24 protein-coding genes and 3 tRNA genes are annotated in these 26871 nt (G+C 54.3%); 12 read left to right on the forward strand and 15 right to left on the reverse strand.

Annotation, left to right across the window (positions count from 1 at the left end; translation table 11 throughout):
• The first annotated feature begins 32 nt into the window (after window positions 1-32).
• The 4 genes from arsC to J0A66_RS04150 are packed head-to-tail and all read left to right on the forward strand — an operon-like array spanning window position 33 to window position 3192.
• Complete coding sequence (gene arsC, locus J0A66_RS04135; protein ID WP_206572527.1) at window positions 33-380, forward strand: arsenate reductase (glutaredoxin); 348 nt, start codon at window positions 33-35, stop codon at window positions 378-380.
• Window positions 380-973, forward strand: a complete 594-nt coding sequence (gene wrbA, locus J0A66_RS04140; RefSeq protein ID WP_206572528.1) for an NAD(P)H:quinone oxidoreductase — start codon at window positions 380-382, stop codon at window positions 971-973. The genes arsC and wrbA overlap by 1 nt, the downstream gene beginning before the upstream one ends.
• A gap of 3 nt (window positions 974-976) precedes the next feature.
• Window positions 977-1363 (forward strand): DUF2069 domain-containing protein, encoded by a 387-nt coding sequence (locus tag J0A66_RS04145; protein WP_206572529.1) that lies wholly within the window; start codon window positions 977-979, stop codon window positions 1361-1363.
• Complete coding sequence (locus J0A66_RS04150; RefSeq protein WP_206572530.1) at window positions 1360-3192, forward strand: hypothetical protein; 1833 nt, start codon at window positions 1360-1362, stop codon at window positions 3190-3192. The genes J0A66_RS04145 and J0A66_RS04150 overlap by 4 nt, the downstream gene beginning before the upstream one ends.
• Window positions 3193-3194: 2 nt before the next feature.
• Here the strand turns inward: J0A66_RS04150 and hda are convergent, their stop codons facing one another.
• Together hda and J0A66_RS04160 are read right to left on the reverse strand one after the other, a co-directional pair.
• A complete protein-coding gene (gene hda, locus J0A66_RS04155) occupies window positions 3195-3896 on the reverse strand; it encodes a DnaA regulatory inactivator Hda (protein ID WP_206572531.1) in 702 nt (233 codons plus the stop codon).
• The gene (locus J0A66_RS04160) at window positions 3896-4987 is read right to left on the reverse strand and encodes a DUF2066 domain-containing protein (RefSeq protein ID WP_206572532.1); all 1092 of its coding nucleotides are present in this window, start codon (window positions 4985-4987) and stop codon (window positions 3896-3898) included. Before J0A66_RS04160 ends, hda begins: the two co-directional genes overlap by 1 nt.
• A 186-nt stretch (window positions 4988-5173) precedes the next feature.
• On the opposite strand from J0A66_RS04160, the gene purM reads away from it, so the two are divergent.
• The 4 genes from purM (at window position 5174) to fadE (ending at window position 10160) form a co-directional block, all read left to right on the forward strand.
• Window positions 5174-6211 carry a phosphoribosylformylglycinamidine cyclo-ligase gene (gene purM, locus J0A66_RS04165; RefSeq protein ID WP_206572533.1) on the forward strand — a complete coding sequence of 346 codons (1038 nt, stop codon included), beginning with the start codon at window positions 5174-5176 and terminating at the stop codon, window positions 6209-6211.
• Between the two features lie 3 nt (window positions 6212-6214).
• On the forward strand, window positions 6215-6853 hold the full coding sequence (gene purN, locus J0A66_RS04170; RefSeq protein ID WP_206572534.1) for a phosphoribosylglycinamide formyltransferase: 639 nt from the start codon (window positions 6215-6217) through the stop codon (window positions 6851-6853).
• The gene (locus J0A66_RS04175; protein ID WP_206572535.1) at window positions 6840-7562 is read left to right on the forward strand and encodes a DUF3108 domain-containing protein; all 723 of its coding nucleotides are present in this window, start codon (window positions 6840-6842) and stop codon (window positions 7560-7562) included. Before purN ends, J0A66_RS04175 begins: the two co-directional genes overlap by 14 nt.
• 129 nt (window positions 7563-7691) lie before the next feature.
• Window positions 7692-10160: an acyl-CoA dehydrogenase FadE gene (gene fadE, locus J0A66_RS04180; RefSeq protein WP_206572536.1), complete on the forward strand. Its 2469-nt coding sequence runs from the start codon at window positions 7692-7694 to the stop codon at window positions 10158-10160.
• A 61-nt stretch (window positions 10161-10221) separates the two neighbouring features.
• On the opposite strand, the gene J0A66_RS04185 is transcribed toward fadE, so the two are convergent.
• The 7 genes from J0A66_RS04185 to dnaQ all read right to left on the reverse strand — a co-directional run bounded on the left by J0A66_RS04185 (window position 10222) and on the right by dnaQ (window position 14055).
• Complete coding sequence (locus J0A66_RS04185; RefSeq protein WP_206572537.1) at window positions 10222-10560, reverse strand: tRNA-binding protein; 339 nt, start codon at window positions 10558-10560, stop codon at window positions 10222-10224.
• Window positions 10561-10657: 97 nt separating this feature from the next.
• The gene (locus J0A66_RS04190) at window positions 10658-11284 is read right to left on the reverse strand and encodes a helix-turn-helix transcriptional regulator (RefSeq protein ID WP_241264012.1); all 627 of its coding nucleotides are present in this window, start codon (window positions 11282-11284) and stop codon (window positions 10658-10660) included.
• A 163-nt stretch (window positions 11285-11447) separates the two neighbouring features.
• Window positions 11448-11524, reverse strand: a tRNA-Asp gene (locus J0A66_RS04195).
• 32 nt (window positions 11525-11556) lie between these two features.
• Window positions 11557-11633: transfer RNA gene (locus J0A66_RS04200), tRNA-Asp, on the reverse strand.
• A gap of 35 nt (window positions 11634-11668) precedes the next feature.
• A tRNA-Asp gene (locus J0A66_RS04205) sits at window positions 11669-11745 on the reverse strand.
• A 185-nt stretch (window positions 11746-11930) separates the two neighbouring features.
• The gene (locus J0A66_RS04210; RefSeq protein WP_206572539.1) at window positions 11931-13340 is read right to left on the reverse strand and encodes a TIGR03503 family protein; all 1410 of its coding nucleotides are present in this window, start codon (window positions 13338-13340) and stop codon (window positions 11931-11933) included.
• Window position 13341: 1 nt separating this feature from the next.
• A complete protein-coding gene (gene dnaQ / locus J0A66_RS04215) occupies window positions 13342-14055 on the reverse strand; it encodes a DNA polymerase III subunit epsilon (protein WP_206572540.1) in 714 nt (237 codons plus the stop codon).
• A gap of 123 nt (window positions 14056-14178) precedes the next feature.
• Here dnaQ and rnhA point away from each other — a divergent pair, with 123 nt between their 5' ends.
• Window positions 14179-14643, forward strand: coding sequence for a ribonuclease HI (gene rnhA, locus J0A66_RS04220; RefSeq protein ID WP_206572541.1), 465 nt, complete (start codon window positions 14179-14181; stop codon window positions 14641-14643).
• Here rnhA and J0A66_RS04225 read toward each other — a convergent pair.
• Together J0A66_RS04225 and yccX are read right to left on the reverse strand one after the other, a co-directional pair.
• Window positions 14631-15602 carry an NAD(P)H-quinone oxidoreductase gene (locus J0A66_RS04225; RefSeq protein ID WP_206572542.1) on the reverse strand — a complete coding sequence of 324 codons (972 nt, stop codon included), beginning with the start codon at window positions 15600-15602 and terminating at the stop codon, window positions 14631-14633. The genes rnhA and J0A66_RS04225 overlap by 13 nt on opposite strands.
• Window positions 15602-15874 (reverse strand): acylphosphatase, encoded by a 273-nt coding sequence (yccX, locus tag J0A66_RS04230; protein ID WP_206572543.1) that lies wholly within the window; start codon window positions 15872-15874, stop codon window positions 15602-15604. The genes J0A66_RS04225 and yccX overlap by 1 nt, the downstream gene beginning before the upstream one ends.
• Window positions 15875-15977: 103 nt before the next feature.
• Between yccX and J0A66_RS04235 the strand changes: the two genes are divergently transcribed.
• Complete coding sequence (locus tag J0A66_RS04235; protein WP_206572544.1) at window positions 15978-17165, forward strand: class I SAM-dependent rRNA methyltransferase; 1188 nt, start codon at window positions 15978-15980, stop codon at window positions 17163-17165.
• 71 nt (window positions 17166-17236) lie between these two features.
• On the opposite strand, the gene J0A66_RS04240 is transcribed toward J0A66_RS04235, so the two are convergent.
• The 4 genes from J0A66_RS04240 to J0A66_RS04255 all read right to left on the reverse strand — a co-directional run bounded on the left by J0A66_RS04240 (window position 17237) and on the right by J0A66_RS04255 (window position 23185).
• A complete protein-coding gene (locus J0A66_RS04240) occupies window positions 17237-17536 on the reverse strand; it encodes a PilZ domain-containing protein (RefSeq protein ID WP_206572545.1) in 300 nt (99 codons plus the stop codon).
• 142 nt (window positions 17537-17678) lie between these two features.
• Window positions 17679-21545, reverse strand: coding sequence for an ATP-dependent RNA helicase HrpA (gene hrpA / locus J0A66_RS04245; protein ID WP_206572546.1), 3867 nt, complete (start codon window positions 21543-21545; stop codon window positions 17679-17681).
• Between the two features lie 66 nt (window positions 21546-21611).
• On the reverse strand, window positions 21612-22031 hold the full coding sequence (locus J0A66_RS04250) for a CBS domain-containing protein (RefSeq protein ID WP_206572547.1): 420 nt from the start codon (window positions 22029-22031) through the stop codon (window positions 21612-21614).
• A gap of 137 nt (window positions 22032-22168) precedes the next feature.
• On the reverse strand, window positions 22169-23185 hold the full coding sequence (locus tag J0A66_RS04255) for an isoaspartyl peptidase/L-asparaginase family protein (RefSeq protein WP_206572548.1): 1017 nt from the start codon (window positions 23183-23185) through the stop codon (window positions 22169-22171).
• A 443-nt stretch (window positions 23186-23628) separates the two neighbouring features.
• Between J0A66_RS04255 and sbcB the strand changes: the two genes are divergently transcribed.
• Complete coding sequence (sbcB, locus tag J0A66_RS04260; protein ID WP_206572549.1) at window positions 23629-25059, forward strand: exodeoxyribonuclease I; 1431 nt, start codon at window positions 23629-23631, stop codon at window positions 25057-25059.
• A 56-nt stretch (window positions 25060-25115) separates the two neighbouring features.
• Window positions 25116-26771, forward strand: a complete 1656-nt coding sequence (locus J0A66_RS04265; RefSeq protein ID WP_206572550.1) for a flagellar assembly protein A — start codon at window positions 25116-25118, stop codon at window positions 26769-26771.
• The last annotated feature ends 100 nt before the right edge of the window (window positions 26772-26871 follow it).

A 26871-nucleotide genomic window follows, 5' to 3' on the forward strand; every position in this document is an offset into this window, starting at 1 on the left:
GTCCGTCCGGAATTTCAAACAGGCCAACAAGCATGTCACAAATTCAAATTCTGCATAACCCCAGATGCTCCAAAAGTCGCCAGACCCTGCAATTACTGGAGCAAAGAGACATCAAACCTCAGGTCACCGAATACCTGAAGACCCCTCTGAAAGCCCAGGAGCTGATGGTGCTAAAAAATAAGCTCGGCCTGGACACTTTCCGGCAAATGATGCGGATAAAAGAAGAACTATACCGGGAACTGGAATTGAAACAGGCGTCAGAGGAAAGATTGCTGCAAGCCCTGGTTGAGTACCCTGTTCTGCTGGAACGTCCTGTGGTTATCAAGGGTGACCAGGCCAGGATCGGCCGCCCCCCAGAGCAGGTACTGGATATTCTGTGATGCCCTTTGCCCTTATCCTTTACTACAGCCGTGGCGGCAGTACCCGCAACCTGGCCTATCGCATAGCACAGGGTATCGAGCAGTCAGGCCTTGAAGCCCGGCTGCGTACCGTACCTGAGGTCAGCACCCAATTGGGCGAAAGCAGGCCCTCCGTTCCCCAGTCAGGAGATCCTTATGCCACGCTGGACGAGCTGCGGCAGTGCAGCGCCCTGGCCCTGGGCAGCCCCACAAGGTTTGGCAATATGGCCGCCCCAATGAAGTACTTCTGGGATGGGACCTCGTCTTTGTGGTTGTCGGGGCAACTGGCCGGCAAACCTGCCTGCGTATTTACCTCCACCGGTAGTTTGCATGGGGGGCAGGAAGCGACGCTGCTGAGTATGATGTTGCCCTTGCTACACCACGGCATGTTGATTATGGGGACTCCTTACAGCAACCCTGAGCTTAACAATACACAGACCGGTGGCACTCCCTATGGCCCCAGTCACCATGCAGGTCTTGATAACCAGCCCAGGCTGAGCGAAACGGAACAAACCCTGTGCATTGCCCAAGGCAAACGGCTGGCCGCTGTCGCCATGAAACTGAAAGAGGAATAATATTTGTCTGCCAAAACCCGATTTTTTCGCCTGCTGGCGTTAAGTGCCTATCTGGGGCTTCTCGGCTGGGTGGTGCTCTGGCATTTTGTACTGAGCGAAGAAGGCCAGTATTCGGCGGTATTTCTGCTGCTGATGTGGGTTGTCCCGCTTTTGCTGCCCCTCCGGGGACTGATTCAGGGCAAACCTTATACCCATGCCTGGGCAAACTTTATTCTGATGTTTTACCTTCTGCATGGCCTTACCGGCATTTATGCCCTGGAAAAGGAAGCCTGGTATGCGGCGCTGGAAACATTGCTGGCAAGCCTTGCCTTTATCGGTTGCAGTTTTTACGCCAGGCTAAGGGGCCGTGAACTGGGACTGGGCCTTAAGAAGCAGAAATCTGCCAGATGAAAGCGACTATTCTGCTGTGCTCATTGCTGCTATGCGCCTGTGGAGGTTCAGGAGAGGACAGCGGACGGGTCCCCGGCCCGACGGACAGTCCCCAGATTATCGGCCCCTCATCGGCCGCCGGCGGTGAGTCTGTGGCCCTGATTCTGCTGGCAGAGGGCGGGCTGGAGCAAGTGCAGTGGCAGCAGACGCAGGGCCCTTCAGTCTCTGAGGTAAGCGCCAAAAGCCAGGTTTTTGGCTTCGATGTTCCGGCTGCAGGCGACTATGGTTTTCGCGTCAACTTTACCCGTCAGGGCAGCCGGCAGAGTCTTGACTGGCAATTCACCGCGCAGGATCCGCAGGCAGCGAGCATAAATATCCGGTTGGATCATATGGCCTCCCAGGGCGCAGATGTGTCCCTGAGGGCCGATGGCGACGGCATTGAGGATAACGGCAATTTGACCTGGCAGCAAACTGACGGCCCCTCAGTCAGCTTCCAAACCACAGGCCAGGAGATATATTTCAGGGCACCGAGGGTCAACCGGGATACATTGCTTGAATGGCAGGCAGAGATCATTCTGGATGACGGCACGCGGCTGAAGGACACTGCCTGGATACTGGTCAAGGCTGCACCCATTAATCCGGATGGGTTCTTCCCCCGTTATGTGCGTCAGGGAGGGGAGATCGTGACCACTGAAGTACATGCTTACCGAACAGATTCGCCCTATGCCGAGGTGCTGGTTAGCTGTACCTATACCAATCAGTTGGATGAGTCCTGTCCCTTCTCTGCTCTGCCGATGCTGGGCAGTGAAACAGAATCACCGGATATTGAGGACGTACTCGACAGGCTGGTGGTATCACATGACTGGATGGGCGAGAATTTCGCCCTGTTCCTGCAAACTTCACCGGCAGCAGAGGATTTTCTGAAGCTGTTGCGGGCGACCACGGCCATAGTCATTTCCTACGATATCCGCCCTTCCTTTTACTGGACGGCTACCGGTGCCATTTATCTTGATGGGGCCAATTTCTGGCTGACGCCAGAGCAGCGGGACACCCTAAATACCGCTGCGGATTATCGGGCAAACTTTGGCGACGCCCTGCAGTTTCAGATGCCCTGGCGTTACGTTAAAGACAACCGCTACTACCTGGTCAGCTATCCGCCGTCCCTTCGCCAGCCACGCGAACTGTCTCATATGCAGGCGGGATTGTCCTGGCTGCTCTATCACGAATTGGCTCATGCCAATGACTTTTTCCCTTATTTTAGTTGGGCAGGCTTATCCGACGCTCAGACCCCCTTGGGTGCGGGCAATGACCGCATCGCCAGTTCCCAGCATCTGAGCCAACAGTATCCCCTGCAGTCAGATGCGATGGCGCAGTTGGCGCAGGTGAGTTTCTTTGGTGCCACCGCCAGCGAGGCACAAAAATCCCTCGGGGCAGATGACATTCAGCAGTTCTTCAGCCCGGATGTGGCGGTCACTTATTACAGTTACGCCACACCCCAGGAAGACTTCGCCAATACGTTTGAGCAGTTCATGATGGCCTACCGGCTTGGTGTGGCGGCCGATGTGGCCATAATTGGCACTTTGGACAATGAGGAAGCCAGACTGACCTGGGGTCAGCGGGATCGTCTGAATGAGTTACATATTCAGCCCCGGGTTGCCAGCGTGGTGGAAGATGTACTGCCCGGGCTGAATGCGCGAAGTATCCAGCAACAACTGCCCTCTCCTCAGGACTTACCGGCCGGGATTCCCTGGCGACAGACAGTGGATTTGACAACCGCAGAATCCCCCGGACAAATGAAAAACGAAACTGTCAGGCAGACAAAGCCGCTGGACAGACCCGTCCACCACTAAAGTCAGAGATTCAGGACTTTCTTGACGAAGGGAACGGTCAAGCGGTGTTTGGCTTGTAGACTGGACTTGTCCAGCTTATCCAGCACCGCCAGCAGAGTGGGCATATCACGGTGGCAATGGTTCAAAAGAAAGCGCCCCACTTCCATGGGCATACTGATACCACGTCGATTAGCCCGGCTTCGCAAAGCCGCAAGCCGCTGTTCATCATCCAACGGACGCAGATGAAAGCTTACTCCCCAACTGAGTCGTGAACGAAGATCCGGCAGATCCAGAGGCAATTGCCCCGGTCCCTGCAATGCACTGACCAATAACCTCCCGTCGCCCCCTTCCTTGACCCGGTTGATGAGGTCGAAAACGGCCCGCTGCCAATCGGCTTGTCCTTCCAGCAGGTGGATATCATCCAGACAGATAAGCTTTACCCGTTCCAGATCAGTCAGAAAATCCGGATGCAGCTCTTCAATCCGTTTAAAACTGATATAGGCGCATGTCTGGCCTGACCCGGCCACCTGCGCGCACAGGCTGTATAACAGATGGCTTTTCCCGGCGCCGGCTTCACCACTGATATAGGTCAGAAAAGGAGCATTAGTGTGTGTGGCAAACCAGTTTTGCAGGTGACTGATAACCATCTGGTTGTCTCCGGCAATAAAACTCTCAAAGGTCTCATCATCCGGCAGTTGCAATGGCAGAAAAAGCTGCTTGCTCATCAGGGAACCCAAATAAACTGCAATTCCCCCACCGGCTGGCCGAAGGCATCCAGTTGCCGTTGAAAGTGGCGTTCCAGGGAAATGGCATTAAGCAGGTCCTGCTCGGAACCGAGCAGTCTGACCCTGAAGCTTCCGCTGTGACCTTCAATACTGTCAAGGCCGACATGCGAGACCACCGACAGGCTGAGCAGCACCTTGCTGATATTTACATAAGTGGCGAGATCCTGCACATTGCTGAATTGCAGTACCGCCACGCTGGCACCCTCTCCCTCGGCGCCAACAGCAAACCTGGCCGCCAGTCGATCCGCATGCTGGTTGATCAATTCTGCCAAAAGGGCCTGCTTGTCCTCTCCACTCAGACTTCCCTGCTCACGTTCCTGACCCAGGGCAAAATTCCAGTCAAGCTGCCACTGTGTGTTTGCAGCAGCGGCAACCTCCTGCTCAAGAGAGCCGGGTAAGTCCGTTTGGCGTTCAATGGGGTACAAACGCGCCGACAATACGGCTTCCACCTGATAACGATTACCTGCCGTTGCCAGTCTGTCGATAAAACGTCCCCAGATATCGTAAACCCCGACCTGTGACAAATCGTCCAGATCCATCAGCGGCAGATTCAGGGGAATACCGCGCAGCCGTGCAGTGTCCATCACTGTTGTCCGCATGGATTCGGTGGACTGTTCAGACAAAATGCTGCGCTGGTCTTTCCCACCTTCCTGGCTGGCCAGCCACAACAGCGTAGACGGTCGCCTGCTTCCCCACACGGGATAGCCGGCAGAACGGACCAGTTCGTCCACCTTGGACGGGTCGAAGCTGGCAATGAAATAGTACTGACCGGACTGACTGTCGAAGCGGTACTGACGGATAAAATCCTGCGCCTGCTCCATCTTGGAGCGTACCAGTTCGCTGTCGAGGATATCGCGATTGCCACGGATCTTGACAAGTACCTGGCCAAAAGCGTCCTTGGCTGCCTGCTGCTGGGCCCTGCTGGATTGCTGAGCTATAGGCACCCGGGCGTCATACAGATTGGTGACCAAGGCGGCCTGGGCACTCACGCACCACAACCAGATTACCCCAAACCAGCCAATCTTATTCATGCCTTATGTCTTCTCCCCTCTGATAAAGGCGTTATTGTTATTGAAAAGCCAACAAATTTCATCTTTTCTTTATAGCCTGCAGACAGAGTCAATACTCTCTGGATTGCCTGCAATGCGGATACCCAAGCTGGTCAATAGCTGGTAAGATCCGCCCCAATTTTTACCCCGTCCAGTAAGAGGTCAATCGTGAGCCAGTCCAAGCCTTCCCTGAGTTATAAAGACGCCGGTGTCGATATTGATGCCGGTAATCAGTTGGTGGAGCGCATCAAAAGCGTCACCCGCAAAACTCAACGCCCGGAAGTCAGGGGCGGCCTCGGAGGATTTGGAGCACTTTGCGCCATTCCACAGAAATACCGCAAGCCATTGCTGGTGTCCGGAACCGATGGTGTCGGAACCAAACTGAGGCTGGCCATGGATCATCGGCGTCATGACGGCGTGGGAATCGATCTGGTCGCCATGTGCGTCAACGATCTGATTGTACAGGGTGCAGAGCCGCTGTTTTTCCTCGATTACTATGCAACGGGTAAACTTAACGTGGATACTGCAGCAGATGTGGTCACGGGCATAGGTAAAGGCTGTGAACTGTCTGGATGCGCCCTGATCGGTGGCGAAACGGCAGAAATGCCCGGTATGTACCATGGCGACGATTACGATATCGCCGGCTTTTGTGTCGGCGTGGTCGAAGAGGAAGATCTGATCGATGGCAGCAAGGTGCGAGCCGGTGACGCCCTGATTGCTGTGGCGTCTTCAGGTCCCCATTCCAATGGCTTTTCGCTGATCCGCAAGATACTGGAAGTCAGCCAGGCCGATCCAGCCCAACCCCTTGAGGGTAAGGCGATTATCGACCATTTGCTCGAACCCACCCGCATTTATGTCAAGCCGGTATTGAAACTGATCGAAGCCCTGCCGGTACACGCCATTTCACACATTACCGGCGGCGGTTTCTGGGAAAACATTCCCAGGGTCCTGCCTGAAAATACCAAGGCCGTTATCGATGGCAACAGCTGGCAGTGGCCGGCCATTTTTACCTGGTTGCAGGAACAGGGAAATGTGACCACCCATGAGATGTACCGTACATTCAACTGCGGCGTGGGTCTGGTCATCGCGGTGCCGGCGGACAAGGCCGGACAGGCGGTGACGTTGCTCAATGACGAGGGGGAGAGTGCCTGGCTGCTGGGACAGGTGGACACCATCACGGATGACAAGCAGGTCGAGATCCGCTGAGCCATGAAATCCATTGTTGTACTGATATCCGGAAACGGCACCAATCTGCAAGCCCTTATCGACGCTATCGAAGCGGGCCAGATCAAAGGCCGTATAAGGGCGGTTATCTCCAATCAGGCCGACGCCTTCGGCCTGCACCGGGCGCAGGAAGCCAATATCCCAACTGTCGTGCTGAGCCATCGGGATTTTGCTGATCGCCTGAGTTACGACCTGGCGCTGATGGAGGAAATTGATCGTCATCAACCGGATTTATTGGTGCTGGCCGGTTTTATGCGCATTCTCAGTGATCGTTTTGTCGAGCACTATGGGGGGCGCATGCTCAATATCCACCCATCCCTGCTGCCAAAATACAAAGGGCTGAATACTCATCAGCGCGCCATCGATGCGGGGGAAACCGAACATGGCGTCTCAGTGCATTTTGTCACCCCAGAGTTGGACGGTGGACCTGTTATAATCCAGTCCCGGGTGCCCGTATTCAGTGACGATACGGCAGAAGAACTGGCTGCCAGGGTCAGAGAACAGGAACTTAGTCTGTATCCCTTGGTCGTAAAATGGTTCTGTCAGGACAGGGTGAAAATGGAGAATGGCGAAGTGCAAGTGGATGGAAAACCAATTCCCGCAGAGGGTTATGCAGCGGAATAAACTGATCCTACTGCTGGTCTGGTTGCTGGCCTGTCTGCCCCTTTCTGCTTCTGAGCTGGTGCCCTTTGAGGCCCATTACATCGCTTACCGCTCCGGCATGGAACTGGGTCAGGCCGAACAGAAGCTTACCCATCTTGGACGGGACCAGTACAAACTGGAGTACCGTTCTCACGCCTCATTTCTGTTCCTGTCGGACACACGCAGCGAAGAGAGTCTGTTCAAGCTCACAGCCGATGGCCTCATCCCTTACCGTTATCATTTTGAACGCTCCGGAACCGGTAAGGACAAGCAACTCAGCGTCCGGTTTGACGAATCAGGCCGCCAGATCATTATCGGTGAGGAAACCCGGCTGCCCTGGCACAACGAAATTGATAACCAACTGTATCAACTGGATGTCCGGATGGGACTGGCCAGAGGACGCCGATCCTTTGTCTACCAGACAGTCAGTGACCGGGGCGAGATCCGTGAACAGGAGTTCCGCGTGATAGGCACCGAAGAACTGACACTGCCCTATGGCAAAGTATCAGCCATCAAGGTCGAGAAAGTCCGCGAAGGCAGCCGCAGGGAGACCTATATCTGGTTTGCCCCTGGGTTGGACTATCAAATGGTACGTCTGCATCAGTTCAAGGACGGCGATGAACAGGCCGATATTCAGCTTAGTCACTATCAGCAAATCAACGGAGCGGCGTCGCCCTCCGCAGCCCACTGACAGCCGCCTTTGAGGCAAGCAGAGCTTCCGCACTTCTGTTGGCTTTATTCCGATTCCCCTTGATTTTTTGATCCGAACAGCCTATTTTCTCGTTCATATCTGGTCTGACCTCTTATTTTTGGAGTTATCATGCAAAGTCTTTTCTGGCTGTTACTGGTGTTGGTTGCCCTGGGTGCGGCAAGCTACTGGCGGCTCAAACTGAACGTAGTCACCCTGGTGGTGGCGGCCATTCTCACCCTGGGCACCGTGGTGGGCCATGTCGGTGAGCTGTCATGGATCCTGTTCCTGCTGGTCGCCTTACCCTTAAATATCAGTACCCTTCGCAAACAGTACATCAGTGCGCCGATCCTCCGTATGTACCGCAAGATCATGCCCGAGATGTCACGCACTGAACAGGAAGCTATTGATGCGGGTACCGTCTGGTGGGATGGCGAAATATTCAGTGGCCGCCCTAACTGGCAAAAACTGCACAGTATCCCCCAGGCCAGACTGAGTGCAGAAGAGCAGGCTTTTCTTGATGGGCCCGTTGAGGAGGCCTGTCGTATGGCGGATGAGTGGGAAATCAACCACAAAAGAGCCGATTTACCTCCTGCGCTGTGGCAATACCTGAAGGATAATAAATTCTTTGCCATGATCATCAAGAAGGAGTACGGCGGCCTGCAATTCTCCGCTTACGCCCAGTCCAGGGTACTGCAGAAGCTGTCAGGCTCCGGCATTGTGCTGGCCTCCACCGTGGGTGTGCCTAACTCCCTTGGTCCTGGTGAACTGCTGCAGCACTATGGAACACAGGCACAGAAAGACCACTTCCTGCCGCGTCTGGCCAAAGGAGAGGAAATCCCCTGTTTCGCCCTGACCAGCCCCGAAGCAGGCTCCGATGCAGGCGCCATCCCGGATGTGGGTATTGTCTGCAAAGGTGAATATCAGGGCAAGGAAGTACTGGGCATGAAGCTCACCTTCAACAAGCGCTACATTACCCTGGCCCCCGTCGCCACTTTAGTGGGACTGGCCTTCAAGCTCCAGGATCCTGAAGGCCTGCTCGGCAAGGAGAAAGACCTGGGCATTACTTGTGCCCTTATTCCGGCGGACACCGAAGGGCTGGACATTGGCCGTCGTCATTTCCCACTGAACATTCCATTTCAGAATGGCCCCATCAGAGGGGAGAATATCTTCGTCCCCCTGGATTTCATTATCGGTGGACCCAAGATGGCAGGCCAGGGGTGGCGAATGCTGGTGGAATGCCTGTCCGTGGGTCGGTGTATTACCCTGCCCTCCAATTCGGCCGGCGGTACAAAATCGGTTGCCCTGGCCACGGGTGCTTACGCCCGTATCCGTCGCCAGTTCAAACTGCCTGTGGGTAAAATGGAAGGGATCGAGGAAATGTTGGGACGCATCGGCGGTAATGCCTATCTGATGGATGCCGTAACCAGCATGACGACCAAAGCGCTGGACATGGGTGAAAAGCCCTCGGTAATTTCAGCCATTTGTAAATACCACCTGACCGAGAAGATGCGCCAGGTCGTCAACGACTCCATGGACATTCACGGCGGCAAGGGCATAATCCTGGGCCCGAATAACTATATAGGCCGCGGTTATCAGGGGGCGCCCATTGCCATTACAGTGGAAGGGGCAAATATTCTGACCCGCAATATGATGATCTTCGGCCAGGGAGCCATGCGTTGCCACCCCTATGTCCTGAAGGAATTGTATGCGGCCCAGAATACGGATCCGCATCAGGCCCTGCAGGAATTCGATGAGGTCCTGTTCGGCCATATTGGCTTTACTATCAGCAATAAAGTGCGCAGTTTCTGGTTTGCCATCACGGGAGCAAGATTTGCAGCCTCCCCTTTCAAAGATGAAACCAAAGGCTATTATCAGTCCATCGAACGCTATGCCAGTAACCTGGCCTTCCTTTCAGACGTTGCCATGGGCGTACTGGGGGGAGAATTAAAACGCAAAGAGCGCTTGTCCGCCCGGCTGGGAGATGTGCTCAGCTATCTGTACCTGGCCACAGCAGTGCTTAAGCGTTATGACGATGAAGGGCGTCAGAAAGCCGATCTGCCACTGGTTCACTGGGGCATGCAGGACAGCCTGCACCGGGCTGAGATCGCCATTGAAGAGCTGCTGGAGAACTTCCCTTCACGACTCTTGGGCGTTGCACTTAAGCTGATCGTGATGCCGTTTGGCAAGCGCTACAGCCGCCCGTCTGACAAGCTGGATCACAAGGTCGCACAGATCCTTCAGACCCCTTGTGACAGCCGCGACAGACTGGGACAGGGTCAGTACCTGAGTCGCGAGGAAAACAATCCCTTCGGCATGCTGGAACAGGCTCTGGATGACATACTGGCCGCCGAGCCTTTGTACGATAAGGTTTGCAAGGCGGCTGGTGAACGTTTGCCATTCTGGCAACTGGACAAGGTAGCTGGCAGGGGCCTGGAACTGGGCGTGTTGAGCGAACAAGAAGCTGAGTTGCTCAAGCGTGCAGAAACCGAGCGCCTGCGTACCATTAACGTCGATGATTTTGACTCAGAAGAACTCATGGCCGACAAGAGTCTCCTGGACGAAGGCAAGAAGAAGCCTTCCAAATCAAGGGCCGCCTGACAGGCCTGTTAAAAAGCCCTGCGATTGCAGGGCTTTTTATTGGCATAAAGTTTCGCCCCGCTCAGGCTAATCTGCTGCCGTTTGGCACCCTGCTGTCAGGGCCAATCAGCACCACGGTTCTGGCATCCTCGTGGAGTCCTGTCACCAGGCATTCGGACATAAAAGGGCCGATCTGTTTGGGAGCAAAGTTCACCACAGCCAGAACCTGCCTGTCCAACAAGTCTTCCGGCCGATACAGGCGGGTTATCTGCGCACTGGATTTCATGATTCCTAATTCAGGCCCAAAGTCCACTTGCAGCTTATAAGCGGGATTTCTAGCCTCAGGAAAAGGTGCCACCGCCACAATAGTACCGATACGTAAGTCCACTTTTTCAAAGTCCTGCCAACTGATGGTTTCCATTGCTGTCTCCGATTATCACATCCAGGCCAATAATAAATCCGGCACCAGCGGATAACTGTGCAGAAAAGACACATTACTGTCGCAAACGGACGTTTTATTAGTAGCGACTGGGAAGATCGCCAAAGTGCAGACGAAAGCGACGCGTAAAAGCTGAGGGATTAAGATAACCCACCTGCTCGGCGACTTGGTGGACAGGCAGGTCGGTATGAGTCAGTAATGCCCTGGCCTTTTCCATTCGCATACTAATAATGTAGGCCTGAATACCCATGCCCATTTGCTGCCTGAACAGTTTTTTTAACTGAGTCTGGCTTAGGCAGGCATGACGGCTTAACAAAGGTAAATCCAGGGGGGCATCCAGCTTTCCCCTGATCAGGGCCAGGACTCTGTCGATCCTTTTGTCCAGCTTATGCCCTGTCTCCAGTTGGTCCAGCAGCAGGTAAAAGAGTCCAAACATGGAATCTTCCAGTGCAGCATTTGCCTGGGTCTCCAGTTGCCTTTGTGCATAATGCAAAAAAGCCTGCATGGGCTCATTGAGCCGCAGCAAAAAAGTGGAAGAAGTTAGCAACCTGTCGGGAAGGCTGTTCATGTCCGCGACCATAAAACTGGCCGTTTCCAGGGCCCTGAAAGAATGCTTCTGTCCTGCCCGTATCAGTATTGCCTCGCCCACATCCACTCTGGCGGACCGCTCGCCCACCTCAATATCCAGCAAGCCATGAAGAGGCAAAACAACCTGGTGATAATCATGCTGGTGGCATCGGATCTTATTGATATAACAACGGATAGAGAGTTTGTTCAGCACGTGTAAAACGGACAGGAAATCGCTGGGCCTGCATCCAGATTGCCAGAACCCTGATCAATAGCAAGAACAGAATATAGATCGAATGAATTGGCGGAGCGGACGGGACTCGAACCCGCGACCCCCGGCGTGACAGGCCGGTATTCTAACCAACTGAACTACCGCTCCAACGGTATGAAATAGTGTGGCATCGATACGAATGGCGGAGCGGACGGGACTCGAACCCGCGACCCCCGGCGTGACAGGCCGGTATTCTAACCAACTGAACTACCGCTCCAGTCCGTATCGAAAGCTTGATTTATAGTGGAGAAATGGCGGAGCGGACGGGACTCGAACCCGCGACCCCCGGCGTGACAGGCCGGTATTCTAACCAACTGAACTACCGCTCCAGTTCTTTTTATAAATCAAGAAGTTAAGCCATGGCTATCAGCCCTGTGCCCAACTGCGGCGCAGATGATACGGGTTCACCCTGGGGGAGTCAACCGATTTTTCCCCCTTGGCGGGGCAAAAATGCCTCTGGGACAACCGAACGCAGCATAAATGAGCAAAGTGCACAAAAGTGCTGCACGACTGTTCAGTTTTTACGCGCTTCTTTGGGCTTTCTGGCGAAGGACGGCAGTCTGATGCTGGCCAGACTGAAACGGCCCTTTGTGTTACCCGCCGCTTTGCCGGAACTTTTTTTCCCCAGGGTAAGCCAAATCAATGTTCCTCCGGCAACCAGCAGCAGGCCATTGGCGGCGAGAATAATAGCCCACAAGGTAGTGGTACTCATCCCCTCCTGTACCTCATCTAGGGGGGGCGATTCAGCAGTGATATCCCTTTCCATCTGCCCGGTACTCACAGTCGGCGTCTCAATCTGCTGTTCAGTTGACGGTAATGCGGACCCGGTTTGCGGGTTGACCCCGGACAGGGTTTCTGCGGCCAGTTCCGGTTCCTCGGAGAGGAAACTGAATTCCGGCACATCGAGAATAAAGTCCCTGCCATCTACAGTGCTGCCATAGGCTGCCGCTTTAACCCGATATACCCCATACTCGATATTCAGGATCTCATGCACCCTGGCCTCGTCCGAGCCTTCGGTCAGCGAAAAACTCTGCACATCGCCATTGGGATAACGGATCTTGCCGTCAATCAGCAGACTGCTGATATCCACCAGCTCACGCTCCACATCTATGACTAGGCGATGCCGGCCGTCTCCTTCATCCTTTTGCACCGACATGTTGATGGGATTGGGATGGATGACCAATGGCTCTTTTACATCCTCACGGGTAAACATGGGCGTGATAACCCGGTAAACAGGCTTCCATTGGCCCTCAGTGATACTCAGGTTGAACTGTCCGGTAAAGGTGCCATCCAGCGGATATTCATCCACCCCCATACCGTTGTCCTCGTACCTTGCCACCTGCTGAGAATCTGCGCCGAAATTGGTGAAATTGGGATTATTGGTACTGAGAAACTCGACATTCAGCTCTACTACATCGCGGATCTCATTGTAGTTAATGGGCTTACCCCCATTGGTCAGGATTGCCTTGAGCTTGATTAACTCACCGGAGAACAACAGCTCCGGCAGCGGTTCGGCCTCAAGTTTCAGATCGCTTAACACCATCACCCGGCTGCCGGGCAATAATTGTCCCACCGCCTGCCAGGGACCGGGCATAGGCTGGCTGATCCTGATCAGGTCGTAACTGGCCTCGTCATACCACTGGATTCCTTCCTTACCGTCATGCCGGGGGAAAATCTTGCTGCCGTCCGGTCTGACCAGCACTATGGGTGCCGAGCCATAGTCGCGAAAGAAAATCAGGGTGATTTCGTCGATTTTGTAATCGATGCGAAAACGATTCTGCAGCAGCTCAACACTGTTGAGGTAATCCTCATTCAGCATTGTCAGTGGCGAAGGGGCCGGCTGAGACTGGGAAGGCGGCTGGTCCTGAGCCAGGCACTGACCGGCGACAACAAGGCTTACTAGCAGAGACAGGGTTTTATGCATATCAATCCGACAACTGACGCCATAGACAAACGCCGCTGTTGCTTTCTATCAGATCCAGCCTGCGCTCATGTTCTTCCAGTTCATCGGCAGATGCCTGGACAATCTTTAATGGCTTACGATCAGAGGGCAGCATACGGATGGCCTCTCCTTGTCCCTCACTGTTCTGGCTGGCATGGCCGGACAGGTTCAACGCGGTCTGTCCGCCGGTCATAAACAGATAAACATCGGCCAGGATCTCGGCATCGAGCAAGGCACCGTGAAGCTGGCGGTGGGAATTGTCTATGCCGTATCGTCTGCACAGAGCGTCCAGATTGTTTTTCTGGCCTGGATGTAACTGTCTGGCCAGTTGCAGGGTATCCAGCACAGTACAGAGACTGCGGGTAACCCCCTCGGGCCTGCCCAGCATCAAAAACTCATGGTCCATAAATCCGACGTCAAAGGGAGCGTTGTGAATAACCAGCTGCGCGCCGCGGATAAATTCCTCGAACTGTTCGGCTACATCGCGAAACAGCGGTTTATCCGCCAGCATTTCATTGGTGATGCCGTGCACGGCAATGGCTTCCTGTTCGACTTCACGCTGTGGATTGATATAGACATGAAAGTGGTTGCCGGTCAGCCGGCGATTGATCAGCTCCACACAACCTATCTCGATGATTCTGTGTCCCTGGCGGGGATCGATGCCGGTGGTTTCCGTGTCCAGTACTATCTGTCTCATTGGCTTACACAATTCTATTCATTCGAGGATGAGCTTATTATACTGCCCCCTCAAAGCCTGTCTCGACAATTTGCCCTGCCGGCAGGATTCAGGCTTTTGATCGTCACGGCAATCAGGATAATAATGAAAAAAATTGAAGTATTTACCGATGGGTCATGCCTGGGCAACCCCGGCCCGGGTGGTTACGGGGTGGTCATGCGATACGCCAGGCACCTCAAGGAGCTCAGCGGTGGTTACAGGCTCACCACCAATAACAGGATGGAAATGATGGCGGCCATCGCTGCCCTGAAAGCACTCAGGGAACCCTGTGAAATCGATCTGACCACCGACAGCCAGTATCTGCGCCAGGGAATCAGCCAGTGGATACATAACTGGCGCAGGAACGGCTGGCGAACCTCAGAGAAGAAACCGGTCAAGAATGTCGACCTTTGGCAACAGCTGGATAGCCTGTGTCAGAAGCACCAGGTTCGCTGGCATTGGGTCAAGGGTCATGCCGGACACAGCGAGAATGAGCGCTGTGATGAACTGGCCAGGCAGGCCGCTGAGGGAAGCCACCTGAAAGAGGACACGGGTTTTCAGTCCCAGTAGCCGATAAGCTTGCCCATGCTCTGGTTGGTTTCCAGCCGCTGATGGGCCAGGTGAATCTGATCGGCCGGATAACAGGTATCGACACAGACCCGCAAAGTCCCACTGTCGAACGCTGGCAGGTACTCTTCAGTAAACTTGCGGGTCAGCGAGGCCTTGTAGCTGTCGCTGCGGTTGCGCAGCGTAGAGGCGATGAGACTGGCCCGCTTCTGCAACATGGCCGCCATGTCGAGATTTTGTACATACCGGCCCCCCAATATGGCCAGTTGGACAATGCGGCCATCCATGTTCAGGCTCTTGAGGTTGGCGTTGACATAGTCGGCAGCCACCACATCCACGATCAGATCCACGCCGCGCCACTTTTGATTGATCAGCTCGACAAAACTCTGTGATTTGTAATTGATCAGTAGCTCGGCCCCCAGTGCCTGGCAAAAAGCCAGTTTCTCGTCACTGGAGGCGGTAACAGCCACTCTTGCGCCCTTTACTCGGGCTAACTGGATAGCGGCGGAACCCACCCCACTGGCACCGGCATGGAAGAGCAAGGACTGTTCTGCCTGCAACCGGCCAAGCAGAAACAGGGCCTGATAAGCCGTCAGAAATATCTCCGGCAAGCCGGCGGCATCCCTCAGGGGCATCCCTTGAGGTACGCTCATCAGATGCAGTGCATCGACGGCCACATATTCGGCATAACCACCCCCTGCCACCAGGCCGCATACCCGGTCACCCTCCCGCCATTGACTGACCTCCCTGCCCCGCTCTACGACTTCACCTGACACCTCCAGCCCCAGCACATGGCTCTCATTGGGCGGAGGGGGATACTTGCCATAACGCTGCAGCAGATCCGCCCGGTTGATGCCAAAGCCAGCCACTTTGACCAGCACCTGATGGTCTTTGCAGAGCGGCTGCATGATTTGATCTATCTTCAGGCCATGATCGGCACTCTGGTGTTGAATAAAACGCATCACAATGTGTCAAAGCCTTCTGTATCCGTCACCGCTGCCGGGTTCACCTGAACATCACTGACGTCGCTGGCAGGGGGGCCTTCTCGCAAAAAGGCCACCAATTCTTCCAGGTCGCTTTTCTTGCCGCATGCCAATACTTCCACCGAGCCATCCGCCAGATTCTTCGCGTAACCGCTCAGTCCCAGTTGCAGGGCGCGGGCCTGGGTACTCTTGCGAAAGAACACGCCCTGAACCTTGCCGGTCACCCTGGCCTTAATGCATTGCTTCGCCAATTCCACCATCCTTCTGTACAATCCGGATAAACCAATCCGGCACATTGCATTCAGGTTGAGCTTTCAACCTTGCATTAGCCGTTTTTATCTTTTGGATCATGCTATGCCATCTAGTGTTGTTTTGCATCCCGAGCGGGAAAAATCGCTGTTACGCCGTCACCCCTGGATATTCGCCAGTGCCATTAAGGAGCAAAAGGGAAGGCTCAGATCCGGTGATACGGTCGATGTCCTCTCCCATGGCGGAAAATGGCTGGCCCGCGGGGCCTGGTCCCCCCAGTCACAAATCCAGATCCGGGTCTGGACCTTCGATGAAAAGGAGGTGGTCGACAACGGCTTCTTCCTGCGTCGAATCGAAACGGCGCAGGCAGGCCGTGAGTCGCTGATCAGACGACAGGGGCTGACGGGCTACCGACTGGTGGCCGCCGAATCTGATGGCCTGCCTGGGATCACCATCGACAAATATGACCAGTTGCTGGTCTGCCAGTTACTCAGTGCCGGGGCTGAGAAACATCGAGAAAAAATCGTCTGGGCCCTGGAAAAATGTTTCCCGGATTGCGCCATTCTGGAGCGTTCCGATGTGGCTGTGCGCAGCAAGGAAGGACTGGAGCCCAAGGTTGAAGTGCTGCGCGGCGAGGTTCCCGATGAAGTCGTCATTGAGGAGAACGGGATCCGGATCCTGGTGAACCCGATGACCGGACATAAGACAGGATTTTATCTGGACCAGCGGGACAACCGGGCCATCGCCGCCAATTACGCGAAAGACCAGGAAGTGCTGAACTGTTTTTGCTATAGCGGCACATTTGGGAGTTATGCCCTGGCCAACGGTGCCAGTAAAGTCGTCAACATGGATGTGTCGGAGCCGGCTTTGGCCCTGGCCCGACGCAATGTGGAGATAAACAACCTGGAGTTGGCCCGCTGTGAATTTATCCAGGCCGATGTGTTCCAGTCCCTGCGCGACTTTGCCCAGTCCGGCCGGACATTTGATCAGGTGATTCTGGATCCGCCCAAATTCGTCGAAAGCAAAGCCAGCCTGAATAAGGCCTGTCGGGGCTACAAGGACATCAACCTGCATGCCATGCAAATCCTCAGGCCTGGGGGCATTCTCTGCACGTTTTCCTGCTCGGGCCTGATGCCTACGGACCTGTTTCACAAAGTCGTGGCAGATGCCGCTCTGGACGCCGGCCGGCAGGTGCAGTTTCTGGAACGCCTGGGGCAAGCCCCGGACCACCCTGTGGCGGCCAGCTATCCGGAAGGATTCTATTTGAAAGGCCTGGTCTGTCGGGTGCTGTAAGCGCAGAGGCATTGTCCTGGCTGAGCATGAAAAAAGGCCTCATAACGAGGCCTTTTTGCTAACCATTATTTTCAGTTCATCTCGATGATTTCGACACCCACCAAGTAGCTGCTGTCCGAACCCGGCACACAACGCACCACCTTGGCTTTTGCACTGAGGGAGGGGATTTGGCTGTTGCTCGACTCCAGAATGGCCTGCACCATGGTCCCCGGCTCGATGGACTCCTCCACCTCAAAAGACATGCCGGTGGCACTCAAATCCTTACAGATGGCCGACAAACTCCGACTGGACTGATCGTCGTTTACTTTAATCTCGCAGGCCGTGTTGACCATCATCCGAAAGAAATCACGCTTATCGTCATAGCCCAGCATAACCTTCCCCTTCGCTTATGGCTGTTAACTGCCGAAGCCAGCAGTCGTGTCCTACTTTATATTGCGCCACTGATAGCTTGTCAATGTTATCCCCAAAGGCACACTATCATCGGTGCCACGTCGTCGCCCTTTCCACACCATATCAGAATGTGTCCAGATGCTGCACAATACGCTTTTCCGAAATGGGATAGGCGGTACCCAACTGCTGGGCGAAAAAAGATACCCTGAGTTCCTGAATCATCCAGTGGGTTTGCCGGAGTTCTGCGGGTACCGGCTGTCCGGGTGGCACCTTATTCAGCTTTGCCCGCCAGGCAGACACCACTTTTTCGATAACCAGTTGATGCTGCCGGTCCCGGTTCGGATCAATGGCCAGCTTGTCCAGACGCCTGGCAATTGCCTGCAGGTAACGATTCCAGTCATCCAGGCGCGCCACACCTATATCGGTAACAAAACCTGCATAGACCAATTCATCCAGGTTGGCCTTGATATCGCCTATGGCATTGATCATGTTGAGGGGAATATTGCCCTTTAACTTTTTATGGACCTGGTGGGCCTGAGTCAGCCCCTGTTCAACCTTGACCGCTATACCAAGCACCTTGTCGTTCAATTCTGAGCGAACTCTGTCACGCATGGCTTCGAAGGCTGCAGCATCCCTGATTTGTTCCGCCTCTGCACCCAGGAGGTCATCCACGGCCGCGGCAATGCAATCGTCGATCAACGCGCGAACTTCACCAAAAGGGTTAAAGTACAACCCCAACTTGGCCTTGTTGGGCAGTTTGTCCTGCAAGTATTTTACCGGCGAGGGCAGATTCAACAGCAATAGACGTCGCAGTCCCTGCCGGTGTGCTTCATCGGCAAGATAGGGCTGGTCAAACAGCTTGATGGATACAGATTGTCCCTTATCCACCAGCGCGGGATAGGCCTTAACCTGATAAGCCGCCTGCTTCCTGATGAATTCCTGCTGTAGCCTGCCAAAGCTCCACTCCCTTAAATCATCCTGTTCCAACTCCGGGGTGGCCGCTTGTTGCAGGGTTTGCTTGACCCTTCCCTGCAGGCGTTGCTGCAGTCCGGCCAGGCTGCGATCCTGTGCAATCACCCTGCCCTGTTCATCCAGCACTTTGAAATTGAATAACAGGTGGGCCGGCAGACTCTGCCATTGCCATTCCTCTTCGCTGACCTCTACCCCGGTCATCTTCCTCAGCTTGACGCCAAGAGCCGGCAGGAATGCCCCCTGAGCGGGCTGGAGATCCGCCACAGCCGCCCTGGCATAATCGGGGGCGGGTACGAAGTTGCGGCGCAACCTTTTGGGTAGCGACTTGATGAGATTCACCACCAGTTCTTCTCGCAGTCCGGGCACCAGCCAGTCAAAGCCCTCGCTGCTCACCTGATTCAACAGGGGCAGGGGGATCTCCACACTCACACCGTCATCTTCTGCCCTGGGGTCGAAGTGATAACTGAGATTAAGGGTCAGATTGCCCTGCTGCCAGACATCCGGATAATCCAGGGCGCTGACATGGCTGGCATCCTGCTTCATCAGGCTGTCCAGATCCAGATTCAGGCTGGTTTTATCCTGTTGTTGTTTCCACCACTTGCGAAAATCCGCTTCGCTGCATATATGTCCGGGAATTTTCCGCTCATAAAACTGAATCAGGTCCTGCTCGTCGACCAGAATATCCCTGCGCCGGGACTTGGCTTCCAAATCCTCTACCTGTTCAACCAACTGCTGGTTATGAGCCAGGAAGGCAAAGTCCAGCTTAGTATCCAGGTTAACCAGAGCCTCACGGATAAAGATTTCGCGGCAGGCACTGGCATCAATGCGGCTGTAGTTGACCTTTCTGTCCCTGACAATATCCAACCCAAACAGACTGATGCGCTGCGTTGCCATGACTGAACCCTGCTTTTTCGACCAGTAGGGCTCTGAGTAATGGGACTTGGCCAGATGGGTGGACAGGGGCTCCAGCCAGACAGGATCGATCCTGGCCACATCCCGTGCAAATAACCGCGAGGTTTCAACCAGTTCGGCCGCCATCAGCCATTTCGGCGCAGACTTGGCAACCCCCGACCCGGGAAAGATCAGAAACCGGGTATTTCTGGCGCCCAGATATTCACGTTCCTTGTCCCTGAAACCAATATGCGACAGCAAACCGGCCGCAATGGCCTGATGCAGTCTCTGGTAATCGGCCGGCTGGCTGTTGAGACGAAAGCCCAGATCGACAATGGCCTGTTTCAGTTGGCTGACGATGTCCTGCCACTCCCGCATACGAAGGTAATTGAGAAAATGCTCCTTACACCATCTGCGTAACTGGTTGGCTGACAACTGCTTTTGTTGCTGTCGAAAGACCTGCCACAGATTAAAGTAGGAAACAAAATCCGATTCTTTGTCCTGAAACTGGCGATGAGCCTCGTCGGCAGCCTGACGTTTCTCCTGGGGTCGCTCGCGGGGATCCTGAATACTCAGCGCAGCGGCAATAACAATGACTTCTGAGAGTGCTCCGTTGGCCGCGGCATCCACCAGCATCCTGGCGTATCGTGGGTCCACCGGCAATCTGGCAATCTGCCTTCCTGTCTGGGTCAGGCGGCTGCGATCTTGCCCTCTGGCCTGTGAAATGGCGCCAATTTCCTGTAACAGGCGAAAACCGTCATTGATATTTCGTGCATCAGGGGCCTCAACAAAGGGAAAGGCTTCAATATTGCCCAATCCCAGCGCCAGCATCTGCAGAATGACCGAAGCCAGGTTAGTGCGCAGGATCTCCGGATCGGTAAACTCCGGACGGTTAATGAAATCCTGCTTAGAGTAAAGACGAATGCAGATACCGGCAGATACACGCCCACAACGGCCAGCCCGCTGGTTGGCCGAAGCCTGGGAAACAGGCTCGATGGGTAGCCGCTGGACCTTGCTTCTGGCGCTGTACCGGGATAGACGGGCATAACCTGGGTCGATGACGTATTTGATGCCGGGTACCGTCAGCGAGGTTTCGGCCACGTTGGTGGCCAGCACAATACGGCGACCTGAATGGGCTGCAAAAATGCGATTCTGTTCAGATGAGGACAATCTGGCATACAGGGGAAGAACCTCGGTGTTGCGATACTGCTGCTTACTCAGGGCATCGGCAGTGTCGCGGATTTCCCGCTCACCCGCCAGAAAGACCAGGATATCGCCCATGCCTTCCCTGCTGATTTCGTCCACGGCATCGACAATGGCCTGGGTCTGGTCCCTGTCACCCTCCCCTTCCTCCAAAGGCCGGTAGCGTAACTCCACCGGATACGTCCGGCCACTCACCCGAATAATAGGGGCATTATCGAAATGTTGGGAAAAACGCTCAGGATCGATGGTCGCGCTGGTGATAATTAACTTGAGATCCGGTCGCCTGGGCAGCAACTGCTTAAGATATCCGAGAATAAAATCGATATTGAGGCTGCGCTCGTGGGCCTCATCGATGATGATGGTATCGTATTGATTCAGGTATCTGTCCTGCTGGATCTCTGCCAGGAGGATCCCGTCCGTCATCAGCTTGATATAGCTGCGGTCGCTGACCTTATCGGTAAAACGCACCTTATAGCCCACGGCCTCACCGAGAGGCGTGTTCAGTTCCTCCGCTATCCGGTTGGCGACGCTTCTGGCGGCCAGTCGGCGTGGTTGGGTATGTCCGATCAACCCACCGATACCCCGGCCCAATTGCAGACAGATCTTGGGTATTTGTGTGGTCTTACCTGAGCCTGTCTCGCCGGCAATGATCACGACCTGGTGATTCTGGATTGCCAGGGCAATCTCTTCCCGGTGCTCCGAAACCGGCAAATCAGGATATTCAATCTCGGGGCAATTTTGCAGCCGGTTCTGATATCTGGCCACTGAAGTCTGCATATCCCGTTGCAATTTCGCTATGCCTTCGTGGTTTTGTCTATCGCTGAGTTTTTTATAGCGGCGCACAAAAGCAGGCCGGTCAGCTACCGGACATTGGTTAAGCAGAGAATGAAAATCTGACTGTGACAAGAATAAGGATCCGCACATTGCTGATAAGGGCGCAGATCCTAGAAGATGAACAAGGGGATTTCCATCCCCTTGTTCAGATTTGGCCTAACTGATCCGTTTGTAACCGTCACGAAGCTGCACATCGATAGCGTGCAGGACCTCGGCACGGCTGATCGTACCCTGCAGATAGCCGTCATCATCAACCACCGGGTAGATTTTGGGTTTTTCTCCCAACATTTTCTGCGCCAGCTCAATGATGGACAAGTAAGGCTTGATGGCCAGGGCGTCCTTGAACATTACGTCCTCCACCCGGGCCACCTGCTCACGGTAAAAACTTGATTCGAGCATTCTGGCCAGGCAATCCTTTTCGGAGAGGAACCCTACCAGCTTTTTATGACTGTCGATGACCGGTCCGCCGGTCTGGTGACTTTGCAATAACCTTTCCACCGCTTCTGCTACCGTCATTTCAGGGGTAAAAGTCACCGGGCGCCTGTTCATGTAATCATTGACTTGCAGGGACTCCATAAAGCCTCTCCTGTGGTAATAAGATTCAGGTCCTGACATTGACATGCAGTCATGCTCTAAAGATAGACCCAGGACCCGCCATACACAGTAATTTTATACCGCCAAAAAAAAGCCGGCTCAAGGCCGGCAGCAAATATCTACCTTTCATCCTTGAAAATGGCAACATGCACCTTGCCTTGCCGATCAATACTGGCTCGGTACATTCCCTCTGTATTGAACGGCATGCTGACGTTGCCGTCCTTATCCACCACTATGACCCCGCCACTGCCGCCAGCAGGCTTGAGTACGTTATGAATGACCGTATTGGCCGCCACTTCCGCCGGGATCTGCAGATACTTGGCCCGGCTACAGATATCGGCAGCCACGTGGTAGCGGATGAAATATTCCCCATGGCCAGTTCCTGATACAGCACAACTCTGATTATCAGCATAGGTCCCTGCGCCAATGATGGGCGAGTCGCCAATTCGCCCATAACGCTTGGCCGTCATTCCCCCGGTAGACGTGGCGGCGGCCAGGTTGCCTTTGGCATCCAAAGCGACGGCCCCCACGGTACCGAACTTATAATCCAGCATATCCGGCCGACTGAATGCTGTTTTATCCTGTTTAAGGGTTTGCTTGGCTCTGAGTAACTGGTGATGACGGGTTTCTGTGTCGAAGTAGGTATTGTCGACTATCTCCAGCCCCTGTTTTGCAGCGAACAGTTCTGCTCCTGCACCACTGAGCAGGACATGGTCGGAATGCTCCATTACGCTCCTGGCCAGTGCGATGGGACTTCTGACGGTCCTGACACCGGCCACGGCGCCTGCCGCCAGGTTACTGCCATCCATAATGGATGCGTCCAGCTCATGCGTTTCGTCATAAGTGTAAACGGCCCCCCGCCCAGCGTTGAACAAGGTGGAATCCTCCAGGATCTGTACTGCCGCCACCACCGCATCCAGACTGGACGCGCCATCACTGAGTAATTGGTGCCCTGCCCGGACGGCTTCTTCGAGTTTATCCCGGTAAGCCTTTTCCCCCTCTGGTGTCAAATTGGCCCTGCTGATGGTCCCTGCCCCGCCGTGGATGGCTATGGCCACCTGTCCCTGGGTTTCCTTTGCCAATGTGCCGAATGATGCTGTCATGAAGATGAGCCCCAAAGCCAAGATCCGTTGCATATGTAATTTCCTTTTGCAGGTTGACGGATGCGCCAACCGATAAAAACGTCCTGTCAGCCTACCAGAATATTTTTCCTCGTGCCCTGCTTGCATATTGTCTATATGCCAGGTCTATTAATGATGCGCTCACTCAGCGAGCGCAAAATGTTCCATGGCAAGGCAGGGTCCTGGAGGTTTAGTGGGACTAAATCAAGGGGCTCCAAGGCCGCCAGGGGGCATGCCGGCCTCGCCCGCAGGGAGCGGCCAGATGGGCTTCTTTCTGCGTTCCCGCACCTTGAAATAGACCCACTATGCCTTCGAAGCGGCGCCTTGACCTAAGCCCTTCTGACCTGCTCTGGGTAGACCAGATCATTAACAGACCTGGTATTAGGCAGTCCGGCTTGAGTTTCCCCTGCTAATCTGCTGAGATTCGCCCATCACACGCAGTATTCAGGGAAAGCAGATTGCCCGAACAGACCCTTTTTTGGCATGACTACGAAACCTGGGGGGCGAATCCCCAGAAAGATCATCCTGCCCAGTTTGCCGGTATTCGCACCGATTTGGCCCTCAATCCCATTGGTAAGCCAATCAAGTTATTTTGCCAGATCCCCAATGACTACCTGCCTCACCCCCAGGCCTGCCTGATTACCGGTATTACGCCGCAGCAGTCCTTGCGTGACGGACTACCGGAGGCCGATTTTATTGCCCGTATTGACCAGCAGTTCAGCCAGCCCAATACCTGCGTGGTGGGCTACAACAATTTGCGTTTTGACGACGAGGTTACGCGTTACACCTTGTACCGTAACTTCTTTGATCCTTACGCAAGAGAATGGCAACAGGGCAACAGTCGCTGGGATATTATCGATATGGTGCGGGCATGTTATGCCCTGCGACCCGAGGGAATTGAGTGGCCGATGCGGCAGGACGGTACCCCCAGCTTTAAGCTGGAGGAGTTAACCCGGGTCAATGGCATTGAACACCAGGATGCCCATGATGCCATGTCGGATGTCTATGCCACCATAGCACTGGCCAGACTGATAAAAGCCAAGCAACCCAAGCTTTACCAGTATCTGTTCGAATTGCGTAACAAACAGAAGGTACTGGCACAGTTGGACTGGCATCGTATGACCCCTTTAGTGCATGTTTCTTCCAAGCTACCGGCTAGCCAGGGCTGTTGCACCTGGATTGCGCCTGTCAGCCCCCATCCGAAGAACAAGAATGCCATCATTGTCCTGAACCTGGCCCTTGATCCTACCCCTCTGGAATCCCTGGATGCAGAAGAATTGCGGGCCAAATTGTACCAACCCAGTTCTGACCTGGATGAAGGGGAGCAACGGCTGCCGATCAAACTGGTTCACATCAACAAGTGTCCGGTGCTGGCACCGGCCAAAACCCTGACAGCGGAAAACGCAGCCAGACTCGGTATTGACCGGGAGGCCTGTCTGAAAAACCTGGAAAGACTTCGTCAAATCCCGGCTTTGGTGCAAAAGCTGCAGGATGTGTTCGATACGGAGCCAGGAGGTGAACAGGGGGATCCCGATCATGCCCTTTATACGGGAGGATTTTTCACTGATGCAGATCGCTCAAGGGCCGAGCAGATAAGGCAAATGCAGCCCGATCAAATGGTCGGACTGGACTGGCAGTTTGATGACCCCAGGCTGCAGGTTATGCTGTTCCGTTACCGGGCCAGGAATTATCCACATAGCCTGGATGCACAGGAAGCTGAGAAATGGCAAAGGCACCGCCAATTCAGGCTACTGGACCCCAGTTCCCCTGCCAGTATTCATATGGATGAATATTTACAGGAAATTGAACAGTTAGCCGGACAGCATCAACAGGATGTTAACAAACTGGCAATTTTGCGTGCACTGTATCAATATGCGCAGAGCATTTGATAAAAATTACTCACCCCTTGTCGATAACAAGGTAACGGGGATTACCGGGCAGAAGTATGAAGGGCATTACCCTAAACCAGGAAGAAGGCGGCAAGTTCGTCAAGCTCAGTATCGATACGAAGAGTGTCGAAGAGAAACTTGATGCCAGGCAGTTGATTGACTTCGTTCGCACCAGCGAATTTGGCAAGCTTTTCCTGTTTGAAGATAAGCTCGTCAAACTGGCTCAGGAGACTCACAAAGCCAAGGAAAATAACAGTCACAAAGTACTCAATGAGCGGGTGGCCGAGCGACGTAACGCAGAGGTTCAATACAAGCTGCTGGACTCGGATATGTCTGCAGAACTGGTGATGACCAGTGCCTGTGGCGGCAAGAACCCCAACTATCCGCAACTGTTGAAAATGGCCAGGGAAGCAGGGATCAGACGCGGGCTGGGCAGGAACAGGCTCACCCAGGCTGTACAAAGGGCGGAAAAGGAGCCTCCTGGCAGCGAAATACGCCTCCTTGTGGCCAAAGGACTGCCACCTAAAAACGGACGTTCTTCCCGGGTTATTCCCCTGGTACCCAATGCGCTGGAACGTATTCTTCGTCCCCAGGAGATCAGCAACACAAGGGTCGACATGCGCGATTTGGGCGACATTATCTGCGTAAAGGCCGGCACCCCGGTATTAAAAAGACTTCCCCCTACAGAAGGCCGGGCTGGCTACACAGTGCGTGGCGAAAGCATCAAACCAATAGTGGGAGAATGGCAGCCGATCAAACCCGCCGGGGGGACCATGATCAGCCCCGACAATGAAAATCTGATCCTGTCAGAAATTTCCGGCATGCCGAAGTTCAAAGACGGCAGCATGTGGGTGGATGAAACCTATGTGTGTAAAGGAGTCAACGTCGGCACAGGAAACGTTAACTACGACGGAGCTGTGATAGTCAATGGTGATGTCACGGAGAAGATGCTCATCACTGCGACCGGCGATATCACCATCAACGGCTTTGTGGAGTCGGCAGTTATCCAGGCCGGTGGAGATATCATTATCACTCAGGGGGCCATGGGCAAGCAGAGCGAAACCGGAAACCTTGAATATTCCACCAAGTTGGTGGCTCAGGGCAATGTGCATGTGCAGCATGGCCAGGGACTGGATATCAGTTGCCATGGTAATGTGACGGTGGGCAAACAGCTTGCCCATAGTCGCATCAATTGCAGCGGCGGGGTAACCATAGGTCCGATAGACAACCCCAATGGCAATCTGTTTGGTTGCGAGATTCAATGCCAGCTGGCCGTCAGGGCGGGCACCATAGGCGCTGTTTCCGGCTCAAACCTGTTTGTGGATTACAGTGACGGGTACAACTTCGTTATCGAACGCAAGGACTTAATGGAAGATCTTCTCAAACAGTTGCAGGACAATTTTTACCGCCATAAGGGCAAGATGGATATCATCAAGAAGAAGAACCTGCCCAAGGATTTGGCCGACAAGCTAAGTACCGCACTGAAACTGTACAAGAATGAAGAACAACTGCTGGCTTGGGTGACCCAACGGGTGGAAGATCTCCGTAAGGCCAAGGATCAGTATGTGGAGGTGGCCAGCCTGGTGGCAAGCAAGAAAATCTATTCCGGTGTCGTGGTTAAACTCAATAACCGAACCTGGAAGGCCGACCGGGAATATTCACGCGGCCGGGTCCATTATTTCGAGCACCAGTGGCACTTCGAGCCAGGCTAAAGTCGGGTAGCCTGTCCTAGGGCGTGTTTATCGTTCATATTGACGCTCTGCAGGAGGCCATTTTTTTGCCCGGCAAGGAAGAAGGAGTGCGGTTTAGTGG

The sequence above is a fragment of the Bowmanella dokdonensis genome (assembly GCF_017254865.1).
Taxonomy (GTDB): Bacteria; Pseudomonadota; Gammaproteobacteria; order Enterobacterales; family Alteromonadaceae; genus Bowmanella; species Bowmanella dokdonensis.